The organism is Undibacterium parvum, from assembly GCF_003955735.1.
Classification (GTDB): Bacteria; Pseudomonadota; Gammaproteobacteria; order Burkholderiales; family Burkholderiaceae_D; genus Undibacterium; species Undibacterium parvum.
In genome coordinates this window covers 2,699,800-2,724,574 of record NZ_CP034464.1, presented here as the reverse complement: position 1 = coordinate 2,724,574, position 24,775 = coordinate 2,699,800, and the positions used below count along the sequence as shown (strand labels likewise).

Below are 24,775 nucleotides of genomic sequence, written 5' to 3'. Positions count from 1 at the left end.
ATGATGAGTGGCGTCGCAAACGAAATCACGGTATCCGCGTTCAACAGGAAGAAGCCATGAAACAAGAAACGATACAACTAGTTCAGCAGTCCTGGCAAGAAGTCGCAAAAATTGCGCCGCAGGCGGCTGAACTATTTTATAAAAATCTGTTTGAAGCGGACCCGAGCTTGCAACGCTTATTCAAAGGCGACATGCAGGCGCAGGGTAAAAAATTGATGCAAATGATAGGCGCAGCGGTAGGCAAGCTCAATGACTTAGACAGCCTGGTGCCTATCTTGCAATCTTTAGGAAAACGACATGCTGGATATGGCGTCAAAGACGCGCACTACCAGACCGTTGGCGCGGCTTTGCTCAAGACCCTGGCACAGGGCTTGGGTAGCGCTTTTACCCCCTCGCATAAAGCCGCGTGGACAGAAGTTTATGGCGTCATGGCTAGCGTCATGATGAAGGCATCTAAGGTAAATAATTCACAAGGAAAATGGATCATGAACTTAAATAATTATAAAATCGGTACGCGTCTGTATGTCGCTTTTGGGCTAGTGTTGGCGCTTCTGATTGGCATGAGCCTGTTTAGCCTCCATAAGCTCAAGCAAATCGACGAGGTCACCCAACAAATAGGTGATAAAGACTTCAAAAAGGCGGACTATACCTACCAGGCCATAGTGTTTAGTCGCGCTAACGCTACCCGCGCCACCGAGCTGGTCGCCACCAGCGACAAGGCGCACATTGCCACCGCCAAAGAGAGAATGGCAGACAATCGCGCCAAAGTAAGCGAAGCCTTGGACAAGCTAGAGCCACTACTGTATACGCCCAAGGGCAAAGAGCTGTTTGCGAGCATCAAGAAGGAGCGTGCAGGCTATAAAGACACACTGGATAAAGTTATCAAACTGGTGGATGAGGGCAAACGCGCCGAGGCGGAAGGCCTAGTCTTTGGCGACTTGCGCAAAGAATTCACTGACCTCAACAAATCGCTCGAGGCCATGCTGGAGAGCCAACGAAAACTGGTGATAGACGGCACCGAGGAGGCTGAAAAGTCTGCGGCGAGCACCAATAGACTCACGCTGATTTTGCTCGCTGTTGCTGTATTGATTGCGGGCGCGTTGGCGTATTTGATCACCCGCTCGATTACCACTCCACTAGAGCGTGCTGTGGATATAGCGCGTGGCTTAGGGAGTGGCCGCTTTGATGAAGACTTGGGCACGATAGGCCAAGATGAAGTCGGACAACTACTAGAGGCGCTGGGGCAAACCCAAGGAGCACTGCGCGAAGCCGATGTCGCCGCCAACTTTAATGCCCGTGTGCGCACCGCCTTAGAAGTCGTCTCTAGTAATGTCATGATTGCCGATGCGGGCAACAACGTGATCTTCATGAACGCCTCGGTCAATAGCATGTTATCTGCCGCCGAGAGTGATATCCGTAAAGATTTGCCTAACTTCTCCACGCCTAGGGTGATGGGCAGCAACATTGATATCTTCCATAAAAATCCAGCACATCAACGCGACATGTTGGCCAGATTACGTGATACCTACAAAACTCAAATCACCGTGGGCGGACGTATCTTTGGCCTCATCGCTACACCGATCATGGACAAAGCTGGCGTGCGCCAGGGTACGGTAGTGGAATGGTCAGATAAAACGGCAGAAATCGCCGCCCGTGATGCTGAACTCAAAGCAGCAGCAGAAAATACCCGCATCAAAAACGCGCTCGATAAGTGCAGTACGAATGTCATGATTGCCGACGCCAGCAACCACATCATCTACATGAATGAGACGGTAGCGGCCATGATGCAGGGCAATGAAAACGAGTTACGCAAGAGCTTGCCGAACTTCAATGCGCGCAAACTCATAGGTGAAAACATCGATGTCTTCCACAAAAATCCGGCACATCAACGCGGCATGTTGTCTGCATTGACTTCCACCTACAAGACACAAATTCAGGTAGGAAACTTGGCTTTTGGATTGATTGCAAACCCTATCATCGATGCCGACGGAAAACGAGTTGGTACCGTCGTGGAGTGGGCTGACCGCACTGCTGAAATTGCAGCACGCGAGGCTGAACTGCAAACAGCAGCAGAGAACACCCGCATCAAGATCGCGCTCGATGGCTGCGCCACCAATGTCATGATCGCCGATAACGAGCGCAACATCATCTACGCGAATAAATCCGTAGTCGATATGTTGAGTAATGCCGAAGCCGATTTACGTAAGGTGTTGCCAAATTTCAGCGCCTCACGCTTACTCGGTACGAATATCGATCAATTCCATAAAAACCCTGCGCATCAAAAAAATCTGCTGGCCACTTTTACCAGCAATTACAAAGCGCAAATCGTGGTGGGTGCGCGCACCTTCGCTTTGTCGGCCAATCCTGTCATCAATGGCAGTGGCGAACGTTTAGGGAGCGTGGTGGAATGGCTGGATCGCTCGGCCGAAGTCGCAGTCGAAAAAGAAGTCGCGAATATCGTCGAACAAGCGGTCAATGGCAACTTCACCACCCGTTTGGTAGAACAAGGTAAAACGGGCTTCTTTGCCAAACTCAGCGGCGACATCAACCGTCTGATGGAAACCAGTGATCAGGGTCTCAATGAAGTCTTGCGCGTGCTCGGCGCCCTAGCCAAGGGTGATCTGACCGAAACCATAGAGAAGGATTACCAGGGCACCTTCGGCGCCTTAAAAGAAGCCAGTAACGAAACCGTCGACAAGCTCTCGCAAATCGTCACCGACGTCATCAACGCCACCGATGCCTTATCGAACGCATCCGAGCAAGTCTCGGCCACCTCGCAAGCCTTATCGCAAGCGGCCAGCGAACAAGCCGCCAGCGTAGAAGAAACCAGTGCCAGCATAGAGCAAATGGCAGCGGGGATTAACCAGAATGCCGAGAATGCCAAAGTCACCGATGGCATCGCCGGCAAGGCCTCCAAAGAAGCGATAGAAGGCGGCGACGCCGTCAAACGCACGGTCTCGGCCATGAAAGAGATCGCCTCTAAAATTGGCATCATCGACGACATCGCCTACCAGACCAATATGCTGGCTTTGAATGCGGCAATCGAAGCGGCACGCGCCGGTGAGCACGGCAAAGGCTTTGCGGTGGTGGCTGCAGAAGTGCGCAAACTGGCGGAACGTAGCCAGATTGCCGCCAAAGAAATTGGCGACTTAGCTGGCGGCAGCGTCAAAACAGCGGAACGTGCCGGTGAACTGATCGATGAGATCGTGCCAGGCATAGGCCGCACCTCGGATCTGGTGCAAGAGATTGCTGCGGCATCACAAGAGCAATCGGCCGGGGTCGGGCAAATCAATACCGCCATGAACCAGATGAATCAAATCACCCAGCAAAATGCCTCATCGAGTGAAGAGCTGGCCGCCACCGCAGAAGAAATGACTAGTCAGGCCGAACAATTGATGGAATTGGTAGGCTTCTTTAATCTCGGGCAGCAAGGCAAATCTAGCCGCCAGGGTGGGCACGAAGCCAAGTCTAGCAAACGTCAAAGCGCGCCTAAACACAGTAAGACAGTCGCCAATACCGGTTTCGACGACGCCAAATTTGAACGATTCTAGGAGCGACCATGGCTAGCAACTCAGGATCAATGGCAGCAAAGAAAACCGAAACAGCGTCAGAGCTGGCGGCCAGAGCGCAACTGGAAGCGGCGCAAAATTCTGGCCAATATCTAACCTTCGTCTTGGGCGGTGAGGTGTATGCGCTGGGCATCTTAAACATCAAGGAAATCATTCAATACGGTGATTTAACCGAAGTACCGATGATGCCCTCCTTCATCCGTGGGGTGATTAATTTACGCGGACGGGTAGTGCCGGTAGTCGACCTGGCAGCCCGCTTTGGGCGCGGCGTCACCAGCGTCTCACGCCGCACCAGTATCGTCATCATAGAGATGGCGCAGAGCGAGGAAAACGAAGGCCAGAGCATAGGCGTGATGGTCGATGCGGTCAACGAAGTGGTGGATATCGCCGCTGCCGAGATCGAACCACCGCCGTCTTTCGGTGCAAAAATCCGGCCCGACTTTATCAGCGGCATGGCCAAGCAAGCCGGACGCTTCATCATCGTACTCAACCTCGATAGAGTGCTATCGATCGAAGAGATGGTAGCCCTGGGGCAAACCTTGAGTGGCGCTGAGGTGCCAGCGACAGAGTCTGAGCATGCAAGTTAACAAAGTACGCAGCCTGGCACCGGTGGCGCTACAAAAACAAGAGTTCGAATGGATCTCTAAATTTTTGTATGAACGCACCGGGATTGCCCTCAATGAAGGCAAGCAAGCGCTGGTCATGGGGCGGCTTGATAAGCGCCTAAGGAGCCGCGATCTGACCAGTTATGGCGCGTATTTTGCCTTACTCGGGCGTCCTGGTTATGAGGACGAAACCACCGCCGCCATCGACTTACTGACCACCAACGAAACCTATTTTTTTCGCGAACCCAAGCATTTTGAATTTTTGCAAAAAACGGTATTCCCAGAATATGCACGCCTGCGTGGGATACGGATCTGGAGCGCCGCCAGCTCTAGCGGCGAAGAGGCTTACACCATCGCCATGACCTTAGCCGAGCATTTCCCGGGCGATGGCTGGGAGGTGATAGGCACCGATATTTCTACCCGCGTGTTAGAAAAAGCGCGGCGTGCACTCTACCCTATGTCGGCAGCAGAAAAGATCCCCACATCTTTACTCAGAAAATATTGTTTGCGAGGGCGCGAAGAGTTTGAAGATTTTTTCCTGGTGGATGGTGTATTGCGTAAAAAAGTCCACTTTAGTGTCGCCAATCTGATAGAAAAATTGCCTGATTTGGGATTGTTTGAGGTAATATTTTTACGCAATGTCATGATCTATTTTGATATGGAGACCAAGCAAAAATTGGTGCAAAGACTATACGAGAAACTGCGCCCGGGCGGCTACTTTATTATCAGCCATTCTGAGACTTTGAATGGCATCAACTCTTCACTAAAACTGGTTGGGCCATCAATCTACCGCAAAGAAGCTTAAGCCTAACAAGTAAAGAAAGTTTATGGACGAACCAGGCTTTTATATTGATATTTTCCTGCAACCCGGAGAGTTTTACTTCGGCGACCGGGAAACACGGATACGCACTATCTTAGGCTCCTGCGTATCCATCACATTTTGGCACCCAAAAAAACATATAGGTGGCATGTGTCATTACATGCTGCCCAAGAATAAGAGAGCTGGACACAATGCCCAACTCGATGGCAAATATGCAGAGGACACCATCCATTTATTTATGCATGAAATTAAAAAAGCCCGTACCCATCCACACGATTACGAAGTAAAGATATTTGGTGGTGGCAATCAATTTCCTACCCAGGATAAACGCGTGTTTTCAGTTTCCGACCAAAATGTAGAGGTAGGACGTCATCTACTGGCGCAGCATGGTTTCAAAATTAAATCCGAGCATATGGGAGGCAATGGTCATAGAAATATCATGTTCGACGTCTGGTCTGGTGACGTCTGGGTGAAACACGTAGAAAAGGTAATGACGCCATGAGCGGAAAAATTAAGGTCATGCTGGTCGATGATTCTGCTGTAGTCAGACAGGTACTGGCCGCACTACTGGGAAAAGACGCCGGTATAGAAGTGATCGCTTCGGCGCCCGACCCCATCTTTGCCATGGATAAGATGAATGTGCAGTGGCCTGATGTGATCGTGCTGGATGTAGAAATGCCGCGCATGGATGGCATCACCTTCCTGAAAAAAATTATGTCTATCCGCCCTACTCCGGTGGTGATTTGTTCTACCCTCACTGAGAAAGGTGCCGCCACTTCTATGCAGGCGATGGCGGCTGGCGCGGTAGCGATCGTAACCAAACCCAAAGCGGGCTTGAAGAATTTTTTAGAACTCGACGAAGGCGATATTGTACAGGCCGTGAAAGCCGCTGCTGCTGCGAATATGCGGCACGTAAAATCGATGACCATGGCTGGACTCACCCCGCCAAAAAAACTGAGTATAGATCAGGTCATGCCAGCGAGTGAGGCTAGCCAGACCTCGCTCACTTCGATGGCAATTACGACCGACAAATTGGTGGCAATCGGCACCTCCACTGGCGGCACCCAAGCACTAGAGGTGGTGCTGACGCAGCTCTCGCGTACTGTCCCTGGTATCGTGATTGTGCAACATATGCCGGAAAAATTTACCGCGGCGTTTGCCGATAGGCTCAATAGTATTTGTGACATAGAAGTGCTAGAGGCCAAGAATGGCGATAGGGTTATACCCGGTCGCGCTCTGGTCGCCCCTGGCGGACGGCATATGCAGGTCAAGCGTAGTGGCGCGCAATACCATGTCGAGGTGATCGATGCACCGCCCGTCAATCGGCATAGGCCTTCAGTGGATGTGCTATTTCGCTCGGTCGCCAAATGCGCCGGCCGTAATGTGCTTGGCATCATCATGACAGGCATGGGTGACGATGGCGCACTAGGTATGCGCGAGATGCATGACGCAGGTGCCGAAACCATCGCCCAGGATGAAAAAACTTGCGTGGTATATGGCATGCCTAAAGAAGCCGTCAAACTGGGCGCAATCGACAAGATTACGCCTTTGAGCAATATCGCAGGCTTGATAGAAGCGTATGGCCGTAAGCACGGCTAAAGGCGAACTTTTAAAAAACGATGCGCAATATCCATGCGCCTTGCAGACCAATATCAGGCTGCGAGGCGCATGGATGCTGCGCAGGCGATTTAAATAGTGAGGAAGAAGACGCGCAATACTGTTTCAGGCAGGCGCTAACTACGAATAATCTCCGCCACCGCTTGCTTGAATTTATCTTTGAGATGCGCGTCTTTTTTGATGATGAAATCGGGTTGCTCACCGACTATTTTCAATTGCGTGGTGGTCAGCAAGATGGTCTTGGTCTTGTGACTACGGACGCCGCTTTTTTGCACCGCACTGATCAAGGCCAGGCCGTTCAGTCGCTTGGTTTCCAGACTGGTAATCAAGAGATCAAAATGTTCGCCCAGCATACGTCCAAGTGCAAGGTAGCCATCATTGACCACTTCTATCCGAAATCCCTCAGACCTCAAAACGTCTTTTAACAAGCCCAGCACCAGCTCTGAGGATACGACCAGCAATGCAGAGTGTGCGGTTTTAGTGTTCGCCTGCCGGATGCCTGATAAGGCGCTGTGTATTTCAGAACCCGGTTCTTCCCCATTGAGATACGAGCTATGTGCCTGGCGCAGCAGATCGACATACAACAAGGCTGTTTCTGTAAAATTTTCTTTGAGTAAAGCTGTATTTTCCAGCAAGTGCGAGAGTAGATCCTCAAATGGGTGGCAAACATCGGAAATAACATGCAGGCCGTAAGTGCCGCCACTGCCTTTTAAACTATGTACACGGCGGTAGAGATCGCGACAAGTTTCTAGTTGATAGCCATGTCTTTCCAGCTCTAGCAATAATTGCTCTAGCTCGTCGATATGACTAGGGAAGTCGCTCAAATAATTGGCTCGCAATGCAGAGAGCATTGCCTTTACTTGATCCATTGCACTTTCTCTTTCAACAGAAGCCTTGCAATTCAGCGCCGCAATTCGGTAGTGCAATTATAGGACAGTAATACAAATTTAGCGTTAGCGCCAACACCAGAACGGGATCGCCATTATCTTGCTATCATATTTATATCTAGCAGCAAAAGCAAGCGCTAGAGAGATGCGATTTCATTGTTCACTAGTCTATAAAATTTAGCCCTGATTTTTAGCCATAATTCTTTCTGTTGACGCTTGATTTGCGTAAAATAGTGTGGAAACACAAGTATCCAGAAATGAGTTGGCACAGCTATTCTGGAATTGTAATTCGCATTATTGCTAGGCTCTCGCACCATCGATGTTCCTATTTGTTAGGCTCAGACTTTGAACGCACAGCAGCTGCTCACCATGAATGCCTATAACTCTGCGCTGGCAGTGCGCTTCTCATGAGCGCATCCCCGGCTCGGCCATTTCAGGAAGATACGGCGCAACTACTGGCCTTACTCAATGCGCTGCCTATGTGCGTCTCGTTTTTGGATGCGCAATTTCGCTACCAATTCATCAATCACACCTATCTAAAATGGTTTCAACTCACGCCAGAACAGGTGTTGGGAAAATTATTACCCGAGGTGATAGGAACTGCCGCCTTTGACTTAGTTCGACCTTATGTAGCACAAGCTATGGCTGGGCACAACACCTGTTACCAGGCGCGCATTCCTTATTTATCGGGCGGTGCCAGAGACATCAATGCGCAGTTACTGCCGGTTTTTTCTGAAGCCGGTACGGTGCTTGGTTGCTACGCCATATTGGAAGACATTTCTGAGAAAAAAATTTCCGAACATCTGAATCACGAACAAGAGCAGCGCTGGCAACTCGCGCTGGAAAGCGCCGGGGACGGCGTGTGGGATTGGTATCCGCAAACTGGAATCGAAATTTTCTCTAAACGCCTCAAGGAAATTTATGGTTACGGTGAAGATGAGATCGCCGACTTATCCAATGAATTAGATAGACGCACCCATCCAGATGATCTCTTGCAAATGCGCCTTGATAGGCAGGCGCATTTCGACGGCATCACCCCCATCTACACCAATGAGCACAGGGTGCAATGTAAGGATGGTGCTTGGAAATGGATACTCACCCGTGGCACGGTAATCGTAAGAGATGCCCAGGGCCAGCCTGTCAGAGTGATAGGCACGCATACTGATATTTCAGTGCGCAAGCATGCGGAAGCCGCGCTACGCCAGAGCGAAGAACGCTTGCGTCTGGCGCTGGCCGCCACCCACCAGGGTCTCTACGATTTAGATATACGAAGCGGCATCGCCATAGTCAATCCCGAATATGCCAGCATGCTCGGCTTTGATCACGCCAATTTTCATGAGAGCAATGAGGCATGGAAGGGCCGCATACACCCCGATGATAAAGAGGCGATCACTCTGGCCTATCAAAATTATCTGAATGGAAAATCTGCCGAGTATAGAGTTGAATACCGCCAGAAAAAGAAAAATGGCGAGTATATCTGGATACTCACAGTCGGCGCGATTGTCGAATACGATGCGCAAAACCGCCCCTTGCGCATGCTGGGCACGCATCTCGACATTACCGAGAAAAAGAAATCAGAAGCCCTGATCTGGCGTCAGGCGAATATCGATGCCCTCACAGGTTTGCCGAATCGCCGCATGTTCTACGACAGGTTGGAACACGATATACAAAAAAGCCGGCGCAGCGGTCTGCCGCTGGCGGTGTTTTTTATCGATCTGGATCACTTCAAAGAGGTCAACGACACTTTGGGGCATGCGATAGGCGATGCCTTATTAGTCGAAGCGGCGCAAAGACTACAGGCCTGCGTACGCGCATCCGATACCGTGGCGCGTCTGGGCGGAGATGAGTTCACAGTCTCACTACCAGATCAGCACGACCCCGATCATGTGGAGGCAATCGCCCAGAATATCATCGCCAAAATGGCGCAGCCCTTCCATCTTGGAAATGAAGAAATTTATCTCTCCGCCAGCATAGGTATCACCGTCTACCCAAATGATGCGCAGAATTTGGAAAATTTGCTCAAACATGCGGACCAGGCCATGTATGCGGCCAAGGAAAGCGGGCGTAATCGCTTTAGCTACTTTACCTCGCAACTACAAACCGCCGCGCTGGCACGCATGCGCCTCACCAGCGAGCTACGTACTGCGATCGCCGAGCAACAATTGGAAGTTCATTTTCAAGCCATCGTCAGTCTTGCCAGTGGAACAATAGACAAGGCCGAGGCGCTGATACGTTGGCAGCATCCACAATTGGGCATGATTAGTCCGGTTGAATTTATTCCCATCGCGGAGAGTTGCGGCTTGATTACGCAGATTGGTGATTACGTGTTTCAGCAAGCACTGCTGTGGATAAAAAAATGGCGTAGCCGGTATCAAAGCCAATTTCAAATCAGCATCAATCAGTCGCCCATGGAATTTCAAAGCGATACGACTCGCTATCTGAACTGGGTGCAGCAACTGCATCAACAGGGCTTGCCTGGTCAGGCCATCTGCATAGAAATCACCGAGGGTTTATTGCTCGATGCCAGTACCAAGATCAGCCAAAAACTTGGTCAATTGCGCGATGCAGGTATTCAGGTGGCCTTGGATGATTTTGGCACTGGTTACTCGTCTCTGTCTTATTTGAAAAAATTTAAGATCGATTATTTAAAGATCGATCAGTCCTTCATCCGCAATCTCAGTAGCGATGAAAGCGATCTGGCGCTGTCCGAGGCGATCATCGTGATGGCACATAAACTCGGTTTAAAAGTCGTCGCGGAAGGGGTAGAGTCGGCTAGCCAGAGCGAGATACTGAGCGCCGCCGGTTGCGACTTTGCGCAAGGCTATCTATTCGCCAAGCCTATGCCGGCGGAACAATTTGAGATGCTCTTGCAACAGCAGCAAAAAAATTCTGGACTGAGGCAAAATTGTTCCAACTAGGGCTAACAACGAAGACAGTAGCTTAGTACGACAAAGCGGATACAAGGACGTTGGGACGATTGTGCGTAAGTCCTACTCTTGTGCTCTGACCTTGGCAAGCAACTTACTAGTCGATCTATCATGCTCAAAGCTGATCGCCGCGACTTGGCCACCGTAAGCCAGCACTGCCTGGCCTTCCTGGATGGCGCTCATCTGATAATCGCCGCCCTTGGCGTAAATATCCGGATGCACCGCCAGCACGGCCTGGAGCGCCGTATCTTCGTCAAATTCCAGCACCAGATCGACAGCGGCTAAGGCAGCCAGCACCGCCATCCGGTCGGCACAGGTATTCAGTGGCCTATCGTCGCCCTTGCCCAGACGTTTTACCGAGGCATCGGTATTTACTGCCACCACCAGCGAAGCACCTAGCGCTCTGGCCTGGGCTAAATAGGTGACATGGCCGCGATGTAAAATATCAAACACCCCATTGGTCATGACGATAGGTCTTGGCAAGGCCGCCAACTGTGCAGCTAAAGTAGCCTGCGTACTGAGTTTATTTTCAAAGTGGGGCATGGTGGTTTCTAAATAGTCGAGGTGATCAATCGCTTAGCGTTGTCGACATTTTATGTGAAACTGAGCCCCTTTGCCGTTTATGCCTGACTTAAGTTGAGTAAGCCAAGGCTCGCATGCTGCTTACGGTAAGGCTTAAGCTCTCGCAAAATCCGAAAAGGCAGTTGATGACGGCGAACAGGATTCATCAAGACGACATCTTACAAGCAGCTGCCCGCTCACGCATATTCCATGCGGCTTTCCAGCCTGCATGCCTGCAGAGGCGCATGGAATATGCGCGTTGGGCATGCTAGTTTGTAAGTATGTATTGCTAGCGTGCGTTGCAGCATAGAATTTTATATGTAGGGTGAAAAAGATAGGCTAAGATTAGCGCTTCATTGTTTTAGGAATCATCATGTCCCCTTTTCAGAAGTGCGCTCTCGTCATTGGCTTAGGTTTGTTCGCGACTGCAGGTGGCGCGATGGCGGAGGGTGCCAGTTGCCCCGAGGTGCTCAAACACAGTTTTAATCGTCTGCAGGATGAAACGCCGCAAGATCTCTGTCAGTACGCCGGCAAGGTGGTCTTGGTGGTAAATACCGCCAGCTATTGTGGCTTCACCAGTCAATACGAGGGTTTAGAAAAACTCTACGCGAAATATCAGAGTAAAGGCCTGGTGGTGCTGGGTTTCCCTACCAATGATTTTGGCAAACAAGAACCTGGTAATGATAAGCAAATTGCTGAATTTTGCTTCAATACCTACGGCGTCAAATTCCCTATGTTTTCTAAGTCCTCGGTCAAGGGCAAGGACATCAATCCCCTGTACGCACAACTGATTAAGACCAGTGGCACGACTCCGAAATGGAATTTTTACAAATATCTGATAGATCGTAACGGCAAAGTGGTGGACTCTTACACTAGCGTCACCACACCCGAAGACAAGAGCCTGGTCGCGGATATAGAAAAAGCGCTGGCACAATAAGCCAGACAGATCTCACACTGAAGATCAAAATGGCCTGGCGATGAACCAGGCCGATTATCCAGGCCATTTTACTTTAGGCTTTTTTAAAGGCGGGCAGATATTGCGCCAGGCGTGCGCCCATCTCCGCTCCCAGCGCTTGCAAGCCGCTCAGAGGTCGTATCATGACTTCAAATTCGACGATCTTGCCGTCAGTATCAAGACGTATCATATCGATACCCTTGAGCTGCTTATCACCGACCGTGGCGCTAAATTCCAGCACCACATTGAGACCGTCTTCTGTCGCCAACTCACGGTGATATACAAAATTTTCAAAAACATTGATCACCGTACTTAAGATCAGCACCACCGCCTGCGCACTGGCGTAGGGCTGAAATGCCATCGGTGAGCGAAACACCGCATCGGCATGCACCAAGGCGGGTAAATGACTTAAATCTTTACCTGCGATCATTTGGTGCCAAATCGCCAGCGAGTTGGCAACCTGAGGATGTAATTGCGACATAATTTTCTCCAGATTAAATACTTGCGGCCAGACGTGCGCCCTGATCAATGGCGCGCTTGGCATCGAGTTCGGTAGCTACATCAGCACCACCGATCAGATGCACAGATCTACCGGCATCGATGAGCGCGGCGAGTAAATCGCGTTTAGGATCTTGCCCGGCACACAGAACCACGTTGTCCACAGGAATAGTTTTTTGTTCGCCCGCCACCGTAATATGCAAACCAGCATCATCAATTTTGTCGTAACTAACGCCGGCAATCATTTGCACACGCCGATTTTTTAAGCCCGTTCTGTGGATCCACCCCGTAGTCTTGCCGAGATTGTCGCCAACTTTGGAGGCTTTACGCTGTAACAGAAATATCTGTCGCGCCGGCGCCTCTACTTCGGGCTTGCACAAACCACCTACAGTCTGATAACTGGTATCGACGCCCCATTCGGCGAAGAATTTTTTGCTATCCAGACTAGGGCTAAGGCCGCTATGACTCAGATACTCCGCCACGTCAAAACCTATTCCACCGGCGCCTATGATGGCCACCGTTTTACCGACAGTTTTTTTGTCGCGCAAGACCTCCAGATAGCTCAATACTTTAGGATGATCTATACCCGGGATAGCTGGCACCCGCGGCGTGATACCGGTCGCCAGAATCACTTCATCGTAGACCTCTAAGTCAGCGGCCTGGACCAGCGTATTGAGCTTGACATTCACCTCTAGCAAACTCAATTGCTTGCCAAAATAGCGCAGAGTTTCGTAAAACTCTTCCTTACCCGGCACTTGTTTAGCGATATTGAATTGGCCGCCAATTTCGCTGGCTGCATCAAACAAAGTTACTTGATGGCCACGACTGGCAGCGACGCTAGCAAAGCTGAGGCCGGCCGGACCTGCGCCCACCACAGCGATCCGCTTAGCAGCAGCCAGCGGCGCATACACTAACTCAGTCTCGTGACAGGCGCGCGGATTCACCAGACAAGAAGTCACCTTGCCAGCAAACGTGTGATCCAGACAAGCCTGGTTACAGCCTATGCAAGTGTTAATCTCATCGGCACGGCCTTGCTCTGCCTTACGCATAAACTGCGAGTCTGCAAGCAAAGGTCGCGCCATCGACACCATGTCGCAAAAGCCATCGGCCAGCAATTGCTCAGCCACTTCCGGGGTGTTGATACGATTAGTCGCCACCAAGGGAATCGTGACATGGCCTTTGAGCTTTTGCGTCACCCAGGCGTAGGCCGCGCGCGGTACTTTGGTTGCAATGGTAGGGATGCGTGCCTCATGCCAGCCTATTCCGGTATTGATGATGGTCGCACCCGCTGCTTCCACCGCTTTGGCCAGTTGTATTACTTCATCCAGAGTCGAACCACCTTCCACTAAATCGAGCATAGAGAGGCGATAAATAATGATGAAATTTTCACCAACCTTCTCGCGGGTGCGACGCACGATTTCTAGCGGGAAACGGATGCGATTTTCATACGCGCCGCCCCAGGCATCTTCACGCTGATTGGTGCGCGCCGCGATGAATTCATTGATCAGATAGCCTTCCGAACCCATGATCTCAACGCCATCGTAGCCTGCCGATTGCGCCAGCGCGGCGCAGCGTACGAAATCCTCTATGGTTTGTTCAACTTCTTCTGTACTTAAGGCATGCGGCACAAAGGGATTAATCGGCGCTTGCAGTGCACTTGGTGCGACTAGCGAAGGCTGATACGAATAACGACCGAAATGCAGTATCTGCATGGCGATTTTTCCGCCCTCTTGATGCACCGCAGCCGTGACTATCTTATGATGCTCGGCTTCCGCCTCGGTAGTCAGCATGGCACCACCCTTCATCGGACGTGCGCGCTCGTTTGGCGCGATACCACCGGTGACGATCAAACCGACCCCGCCACGCGCGCGCTCGGCATAGAAGGCGGCCATGCGTTCAAAACCGTTTTCAACTTCCTCCAATCCCACATGCATGGAACCCATTAACAGACGGTTGGGCAAAGTGGTAAATCCCAAATCAAGTGGCTTACTAAGCTGAGGATAGAAGGACATGACGTTTCCTGGTTAGTTAAATGACTTACGGACTTACGGACTTACGGACTTACGCTAAACCGCAACAGCGGCGATGCGCCTAAGTCCTAAGTTAAAACGAAAGTAAAAAATATTATGCAACTGGTTGCATAAAACTATAACGACATTTTTTTAACTATGCAAGCAGTTGCATATAAAATGCGTGAAAACAAACACATTGCATACCCATGTCATTACAACACGCTTTATTGACCTCGTTAATAGAAAAACCCTCATCTGGCTATGAGTTGGCGCGCCGTTTCGACAAATCGATCGGCTATTTCTGGCACGCCAGCCATCAGCAAATTTACCGCGAACTGGCACGTATGGAAGCGCAAGCTTGGGTTATATCTAGGGAGGTGGATGGTGGTCGCGCTGGCAAGCGCTTGTTTGAGGTACTACCCACCGGACAGCAAGAACTACGCCGCTGGGCCAGAGAGCCTAGCGAAGCGCTGCAATTACGCGATGAAATGATGGTCAAGCTCAGGGCGGACGCTAGTCTGGGCCCGCTAGGCTTACCTGAAGAACTGCAGCGCCGCCTGCAATTACACCAGGAAAAACTATGCGCCTACCAGAAAATTGAAGCACGCGATTTTAAACAGCCCAAGCTCAATCGAGAACAGCAAATTCACTACCTGATCTTGAAGGCAGGGATAGCCTTCGAGCAGAGTCAGATCAGCTGGACCCAGGATGCCTTGCAGACCCTGCGCCAGCTAGCGACAGACTAAATCAGTGAAATTTTAAGCGGCAGGTGGTTTCGCGACTTTAGCGGTTTTCTTGGGGGCAGCCTTCGCCTTAGGGGCAGCCTTGGATGCGGTGCCGGCAGTGGTTTTTTGCGCTGGCTTGGGGGTTACTTTGGTGTTTGTTTTAGCCGCCGCTGTTACCGGTACTTGCGCTCCACTATGGGCTGCAGCGGCAGTGCCCATCACACCCGCAGTGGCAGCCTTTGCCATGGCGCTGGCCGCTTGTTCGCCCTCCATCACCTTACTCACTGCTTGCTTAAACTGATCCTGCAGCAAATTCCACATCGTCGCTGGATTGCCAAACCCAGAGTTTGAGCTCGCCTCTGTCGCTGGCTTGCTGGCAGCAGCAGAAGCGCTTGATTTCGGCGCCTCTGGCTTGCTGGCCTCCGGCTTACTTGCTGCAGGTGCTTCTGGTGCTGCAGCCTTCGGTGCTGCGCTCGCGGCATGCATGGGCCAGGTCTGGTTGCTGGTTTTTGTGTCGCTACTAGCGGCCGCGGCGCCAGACTTTGCCTGATTCATTTGCTCGGCAAAACTCTCACCCATGGCTTTTAAGGTAGAGATAGTGGCGCGCTGTACTTCCAGCGCTTGTATCGATCCCTTCAGCATCGTCATATTCACGTTCAGCCAGGATTCGACGGTTTTAAGATCAGTGATTTTTTTATCTAACTCATCGATCGATACGGTTGGTGTCACCATGCCGGGCACATGCATGCCACCCCATAAGTTTTTAACGAAATTCAATGGATCGCTCATCGCGGCCATCGCCGGATTATCAGTATTTGAAAAAGGGGAGGTCATGCTTTTACTCCTAAGAAAAACGCTACGATAGAAAATCAGAATGCCATGAGAGCATGGTGCATCAGCCATGCAATATCGTCAAGCTATCTGAACCCTAGCTGCGCGGCGCCTGCAAATTCAAAGACAAAATTTGACTTACCATCGCAAGCTCAGCGCAGAAGGTTTAAACTAGTGGCATGATTTCAACTAAGCCCGACTCCGCACTAAAGCTCTATCAGCGGCAACTAATGCAAGAACTCAAGCACAAGCGCACTAGCCTGGTTGCCGCCTTGCTGACCATTTTGCTGCACATCATGCTGCTGCAAGCGAGCTCCATCCCGAATTGGCATAACATGCCGGTGCCGCGCATAGAGCAAGTAGTGCAAATCAGCCTAAGTCCGAGTACCCTGCTGGAGGACAGACAGCCCGCGCTAGTTAGCCCGCCGCCAGAACTCAAAGCACAGCAAGACCAGCCCAAGCCACGCCAGCCTAAAATTTCTGAGCCTAAGCTAGCAACGAATAGCGAAGAGTCTCAACAAATCATTCCTGATGCTCCCGCCAATGATTTGCCCCCCAAGCCAGCTGAGCCGCCCGCACAGACATTAGCTGTACCAGAACCCGAGCCGGAACCCAGCCCGGCAGCACCTGCCAGCTACACCTTAGCTTTGCCAGAATCGGTAGAACTGAAGATGGCACTGCTGCGTACCGATCCAGACAGCACGCGTGCACCAATTTATGGGGTAGGCACTATCGATTGGAGCATAGAGGGCGACCGCTACAAATTAAGTATCGAGGCTGGTCTGGACATGCTGTTCACCTCCATTAATCTATACCGACTGACCAGTGAAGGCGGCATTAATAGTTTTGGCCTGGCACCAGAATTGAGTACCGAAGCCAGAAGAACCCGCGCCAAAACCGCGACCCATTTTCATCCAGAAGATAAAACCGTCAGTTTCTCTGCATCCAGTGCCAAACTGGCGATACAAGACGGCGCCCAAGATAAGGCTAGTTTTGTGATGCAATTAGCCAGCATAGGCAAGGGCGACCCTAGTCAATTTTATGCGGGCAGAGAAATCAGCTTGCAGGTAGCGGAGGAAAAAGAACTCAGTGTGTTTGTATTTACCATTTTAGAGAAAGTGGAACTGAGCACAAAACTGGGCACATTTAGCACCTGGCATTTAGTCCGGGCACCGCGCCCAGGCGCCTATAGTTCGCAATTAGAAATCTGGCTAGCCCCCGCTACCGGCTGGTATCCGCTACAAATCCGTAATACCGAGAGCAATGGTATCGTCACGACTCAGAGCGTGATCAAGATCATCCCCAAAAATACCCCTGACCTCTAAAAATGCACAATTCTATCTCCCGCTTACAAGGCTTGTTTCTTATCTTAGGCTTTAGCGCCTATAGCCTGGCTTACGCCGACAGCGCGATCAATCTGCCGCCTTCGGTGGATCTACAGTACGCGATTAAAGCCAGACAAAAAGGCTTGTCGGTCAGCGGCGAAGCCTTGGTGAAATGGCAGCTCACGGAGCAAAAAAATAAGAAGTCCTATACCTTACTGACCGAAACCCGGGTGATGTTGTTTGGCAAAATTCTGGAGGCGAATAGCTACGGCAATATCGATGAATTTGGCGTCGCGCCCGATAAATATGTAGAGAAACGATTCGGTAAAGACGCCACCACCACCAGTTTTGATCGCAGCAAAAAAACCATACAATTTACCGCCTCCAATGACATTTACACTATTAAAGGTGGTGAACAAGATCGCAGTAGCGCCACCTGGCAACTGGTGGCGCTAGCCAGAGCGGCGGGAGATAAATTTATCCCTGGTAGCGAATGGAAAATGTTTGTGGCAGGCCGACGCGATGCCGAAGCCTGGTCGTTCAAGGTAGCAGAGGTCGTTACTTTAAATACTGCACTGGGCGAATTTTCTAGCGTTCACATCATCAAAGCACCGCCACCCGATTCCAAGGACCAGCAACTGGAAATCTGGCTGGCACCCAAACTGGAATGGTATCCGGTGCGCCTGAAGTTTACCGATGCCGACGGTGATACCGTCGACCAGACCCTGAGCAGCATGAATAAGTAAGGATAGTGAAGCGTTAAAGCGCAGCAAGCCACGTCATTTTGACGCTGGTCGTCCGTGTTAGTCCCGTCCAAGCATGCCGCCAACGTGCAATACCTAAAGCGCTTCCAGCCTATACGGGGCTGCACGCCGCAGCTGTATTGCGCTAGTTGGCACAGGAAATTGTTTTACTAAAAGTAATTATTATTGCACTGCAATAGTATTACATGCTATAAATATATTGATGCACTGCAATTATTTCGTTCTTTCGCTCTGCATACTTTTTCACGGCTTTTGGCGGTGAATTTTTTTCAGCTTCCTCACATCCTAAATAATTATGAGTATGTCTCTACATCTAAAGCTGTATGCAGTTGCACTGAGTATCGCACTCCCGCTCGTGGCTCAGGCAGAAATCAAGGTATTAATCGGTCACGACCCAGCTGATGACAATGTTAAACAACAGCAATCCATGCTGGCTTCGCCTACCCCTACACTGACTGCAGCGCTTGGATCACAGATAGTGCTCAAGCAAACCTCAGATCTAACCGATGTCATGCGCGCTTCGCGCACACAGGAAAACGATATCCTGATTGGCCCGCCGCACGTTACTGCATCGGCCATTAGTCATAGTTATGATTTATTGGCGCGCAACAAACAAAATACGCAATTTGTCCTGATCGCACGTAAAGAAATCGACACGCCAGACAAAATGAAGGGCGCACGTCTATACCTGACTCAGCAAGACTCCGCCAGAACTTACCTGGCCAAAGGCTTGCTGACAGAAATGGGTGTGAGCATGAAAAGCTTCCAAAAAGCTACGTTTGGCAAAACCAGCGGTGCCGGTTTGCTGGCGATTTCTTCCAATCTGGCAGACGTCACCATTGCCGAGCAAGAGGAGGCGCAGATTTGGATGAAGAGCAATCCTAACATTGCTAAGATTCTAAAATCTACCCGTACTGTGCCGTCTGGTGCGGCCATGATGGTGCGCAAGGATATGCCCGATAGCGATAGAAAAAAACTTTTGAAATGGCTAGCCTCACCGGATGCCAGCAGCAGTGGTTTTGCGAAGTTTCAGAGCACCAGCAGCGCCGATGAAGAGCAATACCGCTACATTGCATCACTCGGGATTTTGACGCCTGAGAGTATTCCCGGGATTGCCCGTGTAGGTGCAGATCAGGTCGTGAAATTGCTGGCGGCAGGTGCAGTAGCAGTAGACACGCGCGGTGCTAAGGAATATGAACTTGAACATATCAAAGGCGCGGTACACGCCCCCTATCTCGAAAAGAGCCTGAAAGACCGGGAATATGATGGCACACTGGACGACTTTTCAGCCCTCTCCAAACTATCCCTGGACCAGACTTTGATTTTTTATTGCAACGGTCCGGAGTGCTGGAAATCTTACAAGGCCTCGATCGCGGCTCAGGCCAAAGGTGCAAAAAAAATCCATTGGTACCGCGGTGGCATGCCAGAATGGCGTGAAAAATCTTTGCCTGTGGCGCAAAAATCTTAGGCCTGATAGCACGATAAAATTTGCACTGCTTCAACTGAAATTTTTAAAAAAACGGAGCTCACTCTAGGTGAAGCTCCGTTTTTTTATTGATGTAGTAGCGCCTAAGCCTATTTACCCGCCACCTCAGAGACATACTTTGCCAGCAATTTGATGTCGCTCTCGCTGAGTGTGGTGAAGGCCGGCATCTGGCCTATGCCGTTGCGTATGGCTTTCTCTACCTGGGCGGCGTCTGGTCGTAATTCATCGAGTACCGGGCCGATTTCACCGGCGGCGTCGGCGTGTTTGAGACGATGACAGAGCGCGCAGGCCGGTACCGCACTTTCGGTAAACAACTTTTTACCGGCTTCCAATGTATCTTGCGCCAACACTGCTTGTGCGGAAAGTGCTAGGGCTGCCAGCACTAGCTTTTGCATTAATTTATTCAAGTTGATCATTTTTAATTTCCTCACACAACGCTGATTTTTAAGGCGTGGTCACGCCAACTGGTATTGTTATAGCCACCAGTGTTTTCCATACTCACTTCGGACTGGAGATTCCCCAAGACATCGATGGCCCGACTGGCGATGGTGTAATTACCGGGCGCGAGTTTCACGCTCAGTACAAACTGACGCCAGGCATAACGACCCAGATCGGGCCCGACAAATTTGGCCGCCAACCAGGACGCGCCACCATCAATCGACACTTCCACAGCTTTGAGCGCTTGCATACCACCGAAGGCCACGCCCTTGATCAAGCTCATTCCGGCCGGCACAACGCCAGCATCAGGTGCTGGCGAGTTGATCCAGGACTTGGCCGCCATTTCCCACACGGCGGGATGGCTAGGATCGCCCTTTTGCCCCGGCGGCGATAGTCGATAACCGGTCTTCTGTATTGCCGCCTCGGTTTGCGCCAGTGTGAATGCCAGCCGTTTAATGTATTTAACGTTGTTGACACCGGCGTAACCGGGCACGATCAGGCGCAAAGGGCCGCCATGCGCCAACGGGATAGGCGCGCCGTTCATCTCCCATGCCAGCAAGGCGTCACCCATGGCTTTGAGAGGTACCGAACGCTCTACCATGACACTCTTAGGATCCAGACCTTCAGGGATTTTTTCGCCGCCTGTGCCGGTCATGTAGACCATCCCATCCGCTACTCCGCCCAGTGCTGCCACCACATCGCGCACTGGCACGCCGCTCCAGACCACGCAACCGGCCGCCCCAACCGCCCATGCGGTACCGCTGGCCTTAGTCGGAAATAAACCGCGGCCATTGCCTGAACACTGCAATACCATCGCGGTAGTTTCCAGCCCCATGCCCTTGAGTTGTTTCAGATTGAAGTTGCGTGGATTTTTCACGCCTTCGATCTGCACTTCCCAGGCATCCCGGTCGGCGATAATCGAAGCATCCGGTGCCGGTAAATTATTCCGGATATACAGTTGCTCGGCGGGTGTAATCACACTGGTACCAAAGGCGCTGCGCTTGGTTTCCAGGGTGCTGGAAGTGTGCACTATCATGGCCGTCGGATCTTTCCAGGCGACATAGGCGGGCAGGGGTTTTGCTGCAGCCGGAACGACACTGGCGGCGGCTTGCGCCAAGGCGCTTTTGCTGATGCCTGCCATGCCGCCCGCGGCCAGTGCCACGGCACCGCCGGTCAGTAGATGGCGGCGCGAGGGATTACTCGGTTTTAGTTGCTTAGTCATGGTTTCATCTTTTATCGTTATGGTCCAAAAACTTTAAGTGTGGCGCGATCTGCGCTGACTCTTTTAGATCTTTGTGAGTCCATGATCTGATTAGCAAGAGTGTATCGATTATGCAAGTTATCTTGATTTTGGACAAGACTAATTTCTCGCGCTCGACACCATCTGTGGCGCTTGCACTCTGCGCTTGATTGCATAGAATGAAATAGCGCACGCTTACCGCAATGTGCCAACGGCAGGCCTCGGCATTTCGGGGCCTTCTAAAAACCATTTAATCGGAATGCAGCGCAAGGCGCACGAGGATGGTTTTTTAGAAGCACCCTTGCGCCATGAGGTATACGAAAAAAGGGGGAGTATCACTATCAAGTGCTGGATTGCGCACGTAGAATCTGCGCAATGTGTAAAATAATACTTATACTCACCCTCAGTATCCGATTTTACGGGAGCCACAGAACACATGAATACCTGCAACGACCGCGCCCTGGTCTTATTTAGCGGCGGACAAGATTCCACCACCTGCCTGGCCTGGGCTTTGGCGCACTATCAGCACGTCGAAACCATAGGCTTTGATTACGGACAAAGGCATGCGATAGAGCTGACTATGCGCCCTAGCCTGTTGGCCAAGATGCGCGGTTTTTCTGATGACTGGCACGCCAAGCTAGGCGAAGATCACATGCTCGATTTAGGTCTGATCTCGCAACTCTCGCACACCGCGATGACCGAAGAAATAGAAATCACCATGCAAGAAAATGGCTTGCCCAATACCTTCGTGCCGGGTCGCAATCTGATGTTCATGCTGGTGGCAGCGACGCTGGCCTACCGGCGCGGACTCAATGTGCTGGTCGGTGGCATGTGCGAAACCGATTTTTCGGGCTACCCGGATTGCCGCGATGACAGTATGAAGGCCTTACAGGTGGCGCTCAATTTGGGCATGGCGACCCGTCTTAAATTAGAGACCCCGCTCATGTGGATTAATAAAGCGCAAACCTGGAAACTGGCGGAGCAATTAGGCGGCAGCAATCTGGTCGACTTAATACGTAGCGACACCCATACTTGCTATCTGGGCGAACGCGGCACGCTGCATCCCTGGGGTCACGGCTGCGGCACTTGCCCGGCCTGCGCCTTACGCGCCCGGGGTTATCAGGAATATGCAGGAACTTTGTAAGCTTGTTGTTAGTTTCAAGGTCTAGTATTGATCCTAACTATTCCGGTTTGCATGCGACTCTAAGCAGGCATTTTACTTACCCCCACCACAGAAATTCCCTATGCTGATAGCCTTGCTGACCGATCTACATGCCAACCGCGAAGCCGTCAGTGCTTGCTTAGCGCATGCGCAGCAGCAAAATGTCAGCCAGTACGCGTTTCTGGGTGATCTGGTCGGCTATGGTGCCGATCCGGTCTGGGTGCTCGATACCGTGATGGAGTATGCCAGCCGCGGTGCCTATGTCTTGATGGGCAATCATGATATTGCGCTGATACAGGAAGAACGCAAAGGCATGAACCCGATTGCTTTTCAAGTGGTAGAGTGGACCCGCGCCCAGCTCAGCGAAACCCATCTGAACTTCATTCGCAATCTCCCTTATCGCATCGAAATCCAGGAACTCCTGATGGTGCACGCCAATGCCTGGGCACCAGAAAAATGGGAATATGTAGAAGGCACGATGGAAGCCACCCGCAGCATGCATGCAACCAAGGCGCACATCACCTTCTGCGGCCACGTCCATCTGCCCACCTTGTATCACATGACGCTCACTGGCAAGACCGGTGAATTTTTACCGACTCCGGAAAACAGCATTCCGCTCAGCAAGCAAAGACGCTGGCTGGTAATACCGGGCTCAGTAGGACAACCGCGCGATGGCAATCCGGCAGCCTGTTACGCCACCTTTGACAGCGTCACGCTGGAGCTGACCTACTATAGAATTCCTTACGATACCGAGGCAGCAGCCGAAAAAATTATCGCGGCCGGCCTACCAGCCAGCTTAGGCCAACGTCTAATCTCGGGAGACTAAGTTGAGCCCGTCCAGCCATCGCAGCTTACAAGCCGGTATGGAATTTGACGGTTACCGTTTAGAAGAGAAACTTCACACTGGCGGCATGGCGGCGCTGTGGAGTGTTACCGACTTAAAAAACCGTCACCAAACAGAAGGTGACGTTGCACTGCCACCACTGATCATGAAGGTGCCCTTGCTGTTCTCTACCGAAGACCCGACCGCGATCGTGGCCTTTGAAGTGGAACAGATGATCATGCCCAAGCTCAAGGGCCCGCATGTGCCGCGCTACTTTGGCGCGGGTGATTTTGATGCCCAAGCGTATATCGTGATGGAGCAGATTGCCGGGGTTTCGCTACGCAGTCGTTTCGATGCAGCGCCCTTGCCGATAGAAGAAGTGGTCAGCACCGGCATCAAGATCGCCCATGCCTTGCAAGATTTGCATAGACAGCACGTGATCCATCTCGACATCAAGCCCAGTAACATCATGTTCCGCCCTGACGGCAACGCGGTGCTGATCGATTTTGGGCTGTCGCGACATGACAAGCTGCCCGATTTACTCGATGAAGAATTCCGCCTGCCTATGGGTACCGGCCCCTATATCTCCCCCGAGCAAGTCTTGGGGGTGCGCAATGAACCGCGTAGCGACTTGTTTTCGCTCGGAGTCTTGCTGTATCACCTGGCCACTGGCGAGCGCCCTTATGGCCACCCAACCTCGGTGTCAGGATTAAAGAAGCGCCTGTATCGCGATCCGATCCCGCCGCGCAGCCACAATCCTGCCATCCCGAAATGGCTGCAAGAAGTGATCTTGCGCTGCCTGGAGGTAGAGTCTGGCGCACGCTTCGATACCGCGGCCCAACTGGCATTTATGCTGCAAAATCCCGGGCAGATCCAGCTCACCGCACGCGCCGAAAAAATCGCGCAGGATGGCTATCTGGCAGTCATAAAAAGGCGCTTTCATGCAGCAGGTTCTGAGCCTGTTTTGCAGCACAGTGTCTCTGAACAATTATCGCAAGCGCCCATCATCGTGGCCGCGCTCGATCTGACCAATGGCTCCACGGCTTTGGCCGACAAACTGCGTTCCATCACCCGCCGTATGTTGCAAACCGAACCGGGCGCACGCTTGGCCTGCCTGACGATACGCAAAACCAGTCGCATAGGGATGGACGACAGCATCGTGCAGCAAGGGCAAAATGTGCACGTCAAACAATTGGTAGAGCTCAAGCATTGGGCCAGGCCGCTCAATATCAGTCCCGATAAAATCACCTTCCACGTGCTCGAGGCCCACGATCCGGCCGCGGCCATCATCGACTATGCACAAAATAATAATGTCGATCACATCATCATCGGTTCACGCGGCAGCTCTAGCATACGGCGCTATCTGGGCAGTGTCTCGGCACAAGTCGTGGCGGAAGCCGAATGCACCGTCACCGTCGTAAAATCCCACGGAAAATAAATGGGCATAGGCCCAGCGCGCATATCCCATGCGGGTTTGCGGGCATGCCGGCCTGCAGACCGCATGGGCTATGCGTGCTGGCGGTGCCCTTA

Annotated in this window: 21 protein-coding genes and 1 pseudogene; 15 read left to right on the top strand and 7 right to left on the bottom strand. The window is 51.6% G+C overall.

The annotated features are described in order from the left end of the window. Positions 1–56 precede the first annotated feature (56 nt). From EJN92_RS22160 to EJN92_RS11860, 6 genes and pseudogenes are all read left to right on the top strand, one after another. A pseudogene (locus EJN92_RS22160) lies at positions 57–1,847 on the top strand (MCP four helix bundle domain-containing protein); the annotation flags it as partial. Positions 1,848–1,895: 48 nt separating this feature from the next. Further along, entirely contained in the window at positions 1,896–3,551 is a 1,656-nt protein-coding gene (locus EJN92_RS22155) for a methyl-accepting chemotaxis protein (RefSeq protein ID WP_456119781.1), read from the top strand. Between the two features lie 8 nt (positions 3,552–3,559). Next, entirely contained in the window at positions 3,560–4,156 is a 597-nt protein-coding gene (locus tag EJN92_RS11875) for a chemotaxis protein CheW (RefSeq protein WP_227869523.1), read from the top strand. Then, positions 4,146–4,979 carry a CheR family methyltransferase gene (locus EJN92_RS11870; protein WP_126128016.1) on the top strand — a complete coding sequence of 278 codons (834 nt, stop codon included), beginning with the start codon at positions 4,146–4,148 and terminating at the stop codon, positions 4,977–4,979. The genes EJN92_RS11875 and EJN92_RS11870 overlap by 11 nt, the downstream gene beginning before the upstream one ends. A 22-nt stretch (positions 4,980–5,001) precedes the next feature. Continuing rightward, on the top strand, positions 5,002–5,496 hold the full coding sequence (locus EJN92_RS11865) for a chemotaxis protein CheD (protein ID WP_126128015.1): 495 nt from the start codon (positions 5,002–5,004) through the stop codon (positions 5,494–5,496). Then, positions 5,493–6,593: a protein-glutamate methylesterase/protein-glutamine glutaminase gene (locus EJN92_RS11860; protein WP_126128014.1), complete on the top strand. Its 1,101-nt coding sequence runs from the start codon at positions 5,493–5,495 to the stop codon at positions 6,591–6,593. Before EJN92_RS11865 ends, EJN92_RS11860 begins: the two co-directional genes overlap by 4 nt. A gap of 134 nt (positions 6,594–6,727) precedes the next feature. Here the strand turns inward: EJN92_RS11860 and EJN92_RS11855 are convergent, their stop codons facing one another. Further along, positions 6,728–7,480, bottom strand: coding sequence for a response regulator (locus tag EJN92_RS11855; protein ID WP_126128013.1), 753 nt, complete (start codon positions 7,478–7,480; stop codon positions 6,728–6,730). 425 nt (positions 7,481–7,905) lie between these two features. Between EJN92_RS11855 and EJN92_RS11850 the strand changes: the two genes are divergently transcribed. Then, entirely contained in the window at positions 7,906–10,416 is a 2,511-nt protein-coding gene (locus EJN92_RS11850) for a sensor domain-containing protein (RefSeq protein ID WP_126128012.1), read from the top strand. Between the two features lie 72 nt (positions 10,417–10,488). Here the strand turns inward: EJN92_RS11850 and rfaE2 are convergent, their stop codons facing one another. Then, the gene (gene rfaE2 / locus EJN92_RS11845) at positions 10,489–10,968 is read right to left on the bottom strand and encodes a D-glycero-beta-D-manno-heptose 1-phosphate adenylyltransferase (protein ID WP_126128011.1); all 480 of its coding nucleotides are present in this window, start codon (positions 10,966–10,968) and stop codon (positions 10,489–10,491) included. Between the two features lie 391 nt (positions 10,969–11,359). On the opposite strand from rfaE2, the gene EJN92_RS11840 reads away from it, so the two are divergent. After that, entirely contained in the window at positions 11,360–11,923 is a 564-nt protein-coding gene (locus EJN92_RS11840) for a glutathione peroxidase (RefSeq protein WP_126128010.1), read from the top strand. 73 nt (positions 11,924–11,996) lie between these two features. Here the strand turns inward: EJN92_RS11840 and EJN92_RS11835 are convergent, their stop codons facing one another. Both EJN92_RS11835 and EJN92_RS11830 read right to left on the bottom strand, forming a co-directional pair. Beyond that, on the bottom strand, positions 11,997–12,422 hold the full coding sequence (locus EJN92_RS11835; protein WP_126128009.1) for a nuclear transport factor 2 family protein: 426 nt from the start codon (positions 12,420–12,422) through the stop codon (positions 11,997–11,999). A gap of 13 nt (positions 12,423–12,435) precedes the next feature. Continuing rightward, positions 12,436–14,451 (bottom strand): NADPH-dependent 2,4-dienoyl-CoA reductase, encoded by a 2,016-nt coding sequence (locus tag EJN92_RS11830; RefSeq protein ID WP_126128008.1) that lies wholly within the window; start codon positions 14,449–14,451, stop codon positions 12,436–12,438. 206 nt (positions 14,452–14,657) lie between these two features. Between EJN92_RS11830 and EJN92_RS11825 the strand changes: the two genes are divergently transcribed. Continuing rightward, complete coding sequence (locus EJN92_RS11825; protein ID WP_126128007.1) at positions 14,658–15,197, top strand: PadR family transcriptional regulator; 540 nt, start codon at positions 14,658–14,660, stop codon at positions 15,195–15,197. A 12-nt stretch (positions 15,198–15,209) separates the two neighbouring features. On the opposite strand, the gene EJN92_RS11820 is transcribed toward EJN92_RS11825, so the two are convergent. Further along, positions 15,210–16,010, bottom strand: coding sequence for a PhaM family polyhydroxyalkanoate granule multifunctional regulatory protein (locus tag EJN92_RS11820; protein ID WP_227869522.1), 801 nt, complete (start codon positions 16,008–16,010; stop codon positions 15,210–15,212). Between the two features lie 176 nt (positions 16,011–16,186). Here EJN92_RS11820 and EJN92_RS11815 point away from each other — a divergent pair, with 176 nt between their 5' ends. The 3 genes from EJN92_RS11815 (at position 16,187) to EJN92_RS11805 (ending at position 19,564) form a co-directional block, all read left to right on the top strand. Further along, positions 16,187–17,332 carry a DUF3108 domain-containing protein gene (locus EJN92_RS11815; RefSeq protein ID WP_126128006.1) on the top strand — a complete coding sequence of 382 codons (1,146 nt, stop codon included), beginning with the start codon at positions 16,187–16,189 and terminating at the stop codon, positions 17,330–17,332. A gap of 2 nt (positions 17,333–17,334) precedes the next feature. Then, entirely contained in the window at positions 17,335–18,078 is a 744-nt protein-coding gene (locus tag EJN92_RS11810) for a DUF3108 domain-containing protein (protein ID WP_126128005.1), read from the top strand. Between the two features lie 313 nt (positions 18,079–18,391). After that, positions 18,392–19,564 carry a rhodanese-like domain-containing protein gene (locus EJN92_RS11805; RefSeq protein ID WP_126128004.1) on the top strand — a complete coding sequence of 391 codons (1,173 nt, stop codon included), beginning with the start codon at positions 18,392–18,394 and terminating at the stop codon, positions 19,562–19,564. Between the two features lie 107 nt (positions 19,565–19,671). Here EJN92_RS11805 and sorU read toward each other — a convergent pair whose 3' ends face one another. Continuing rightward, entirely contained in the window at positions 19,672–19,998 is a 327-nt protein-coding gene (sorU, locus tag EJN92_RS11800; RefSeq protein WP_126128003.1) for a SorU family sulfite dehydrogenase c-type cytochrome subunit, read from the bottom strand. An 11-nt stretch (positions 19,999–20,009) separates the two neighbouring features. Further along, positions 20,010–21,242 carry a SorT family sulfite dehydrogenase catalytic subunit gene (gene sorT, locus EJN92_RS11795; RefSeq protein ID WP_126128002.1) on the bottom strand — a complete coding sequence of 411 codons (1,233 nt, stop codon included), beginning with the start codon at positions 21,240–21,242 and terminating at the stop codon, positions 20,010–20,012. Between the two features lie 454 nt (positions 21,243–21,696). Here sorT and queC point away from each other — a divergent pair, with 454 nt between their 5' ends. The 3 genes from queC (at position 21,697) to EJN92_RS11780 (ending at position 24,683) form a co-directional block, all read left to right on the top strand. Further along, positions 21,697–22,404 (top strand): 7-cyano-7-deazaguanine synthase QueC, encoded by a 708-nt coding sequence (gene queC / locus EJN92_RS11790; protein WP_126128001.1) that lies wholly within the window; start codon positions 21,697–21,699, stop codon positions 22,402–22,404. A 100-nt stretch (positions 22,405–22,504) separates the two neighbouring features. Next, on the top strand, positions 22,505–23,248 hold the full coding sequence (locus tag EJN92_RS11785; RefSeq protein ID WP_126128000.1) for a metallophosphoesterase family protein: 744 nt from the start codon (positions 22,505–22,507) through the stop codon (positions 23,246–23,248). 1 nt (position 23,249) lies between these two features. Continuing rightward, positions 23,250–24,683, top strand: a complete 1,434-nt coding sequence (locus EJN92_RS11780) for a bifunctional serine/threonine-protein kinase/universal stress protein (RefSeq protein WP_227869521.1) — start codon at positions 23,250–23,252, stop codon at positions 24,681–24,683. Positions 24,684–24,775 lie beyond the last annotated feature (92 nt).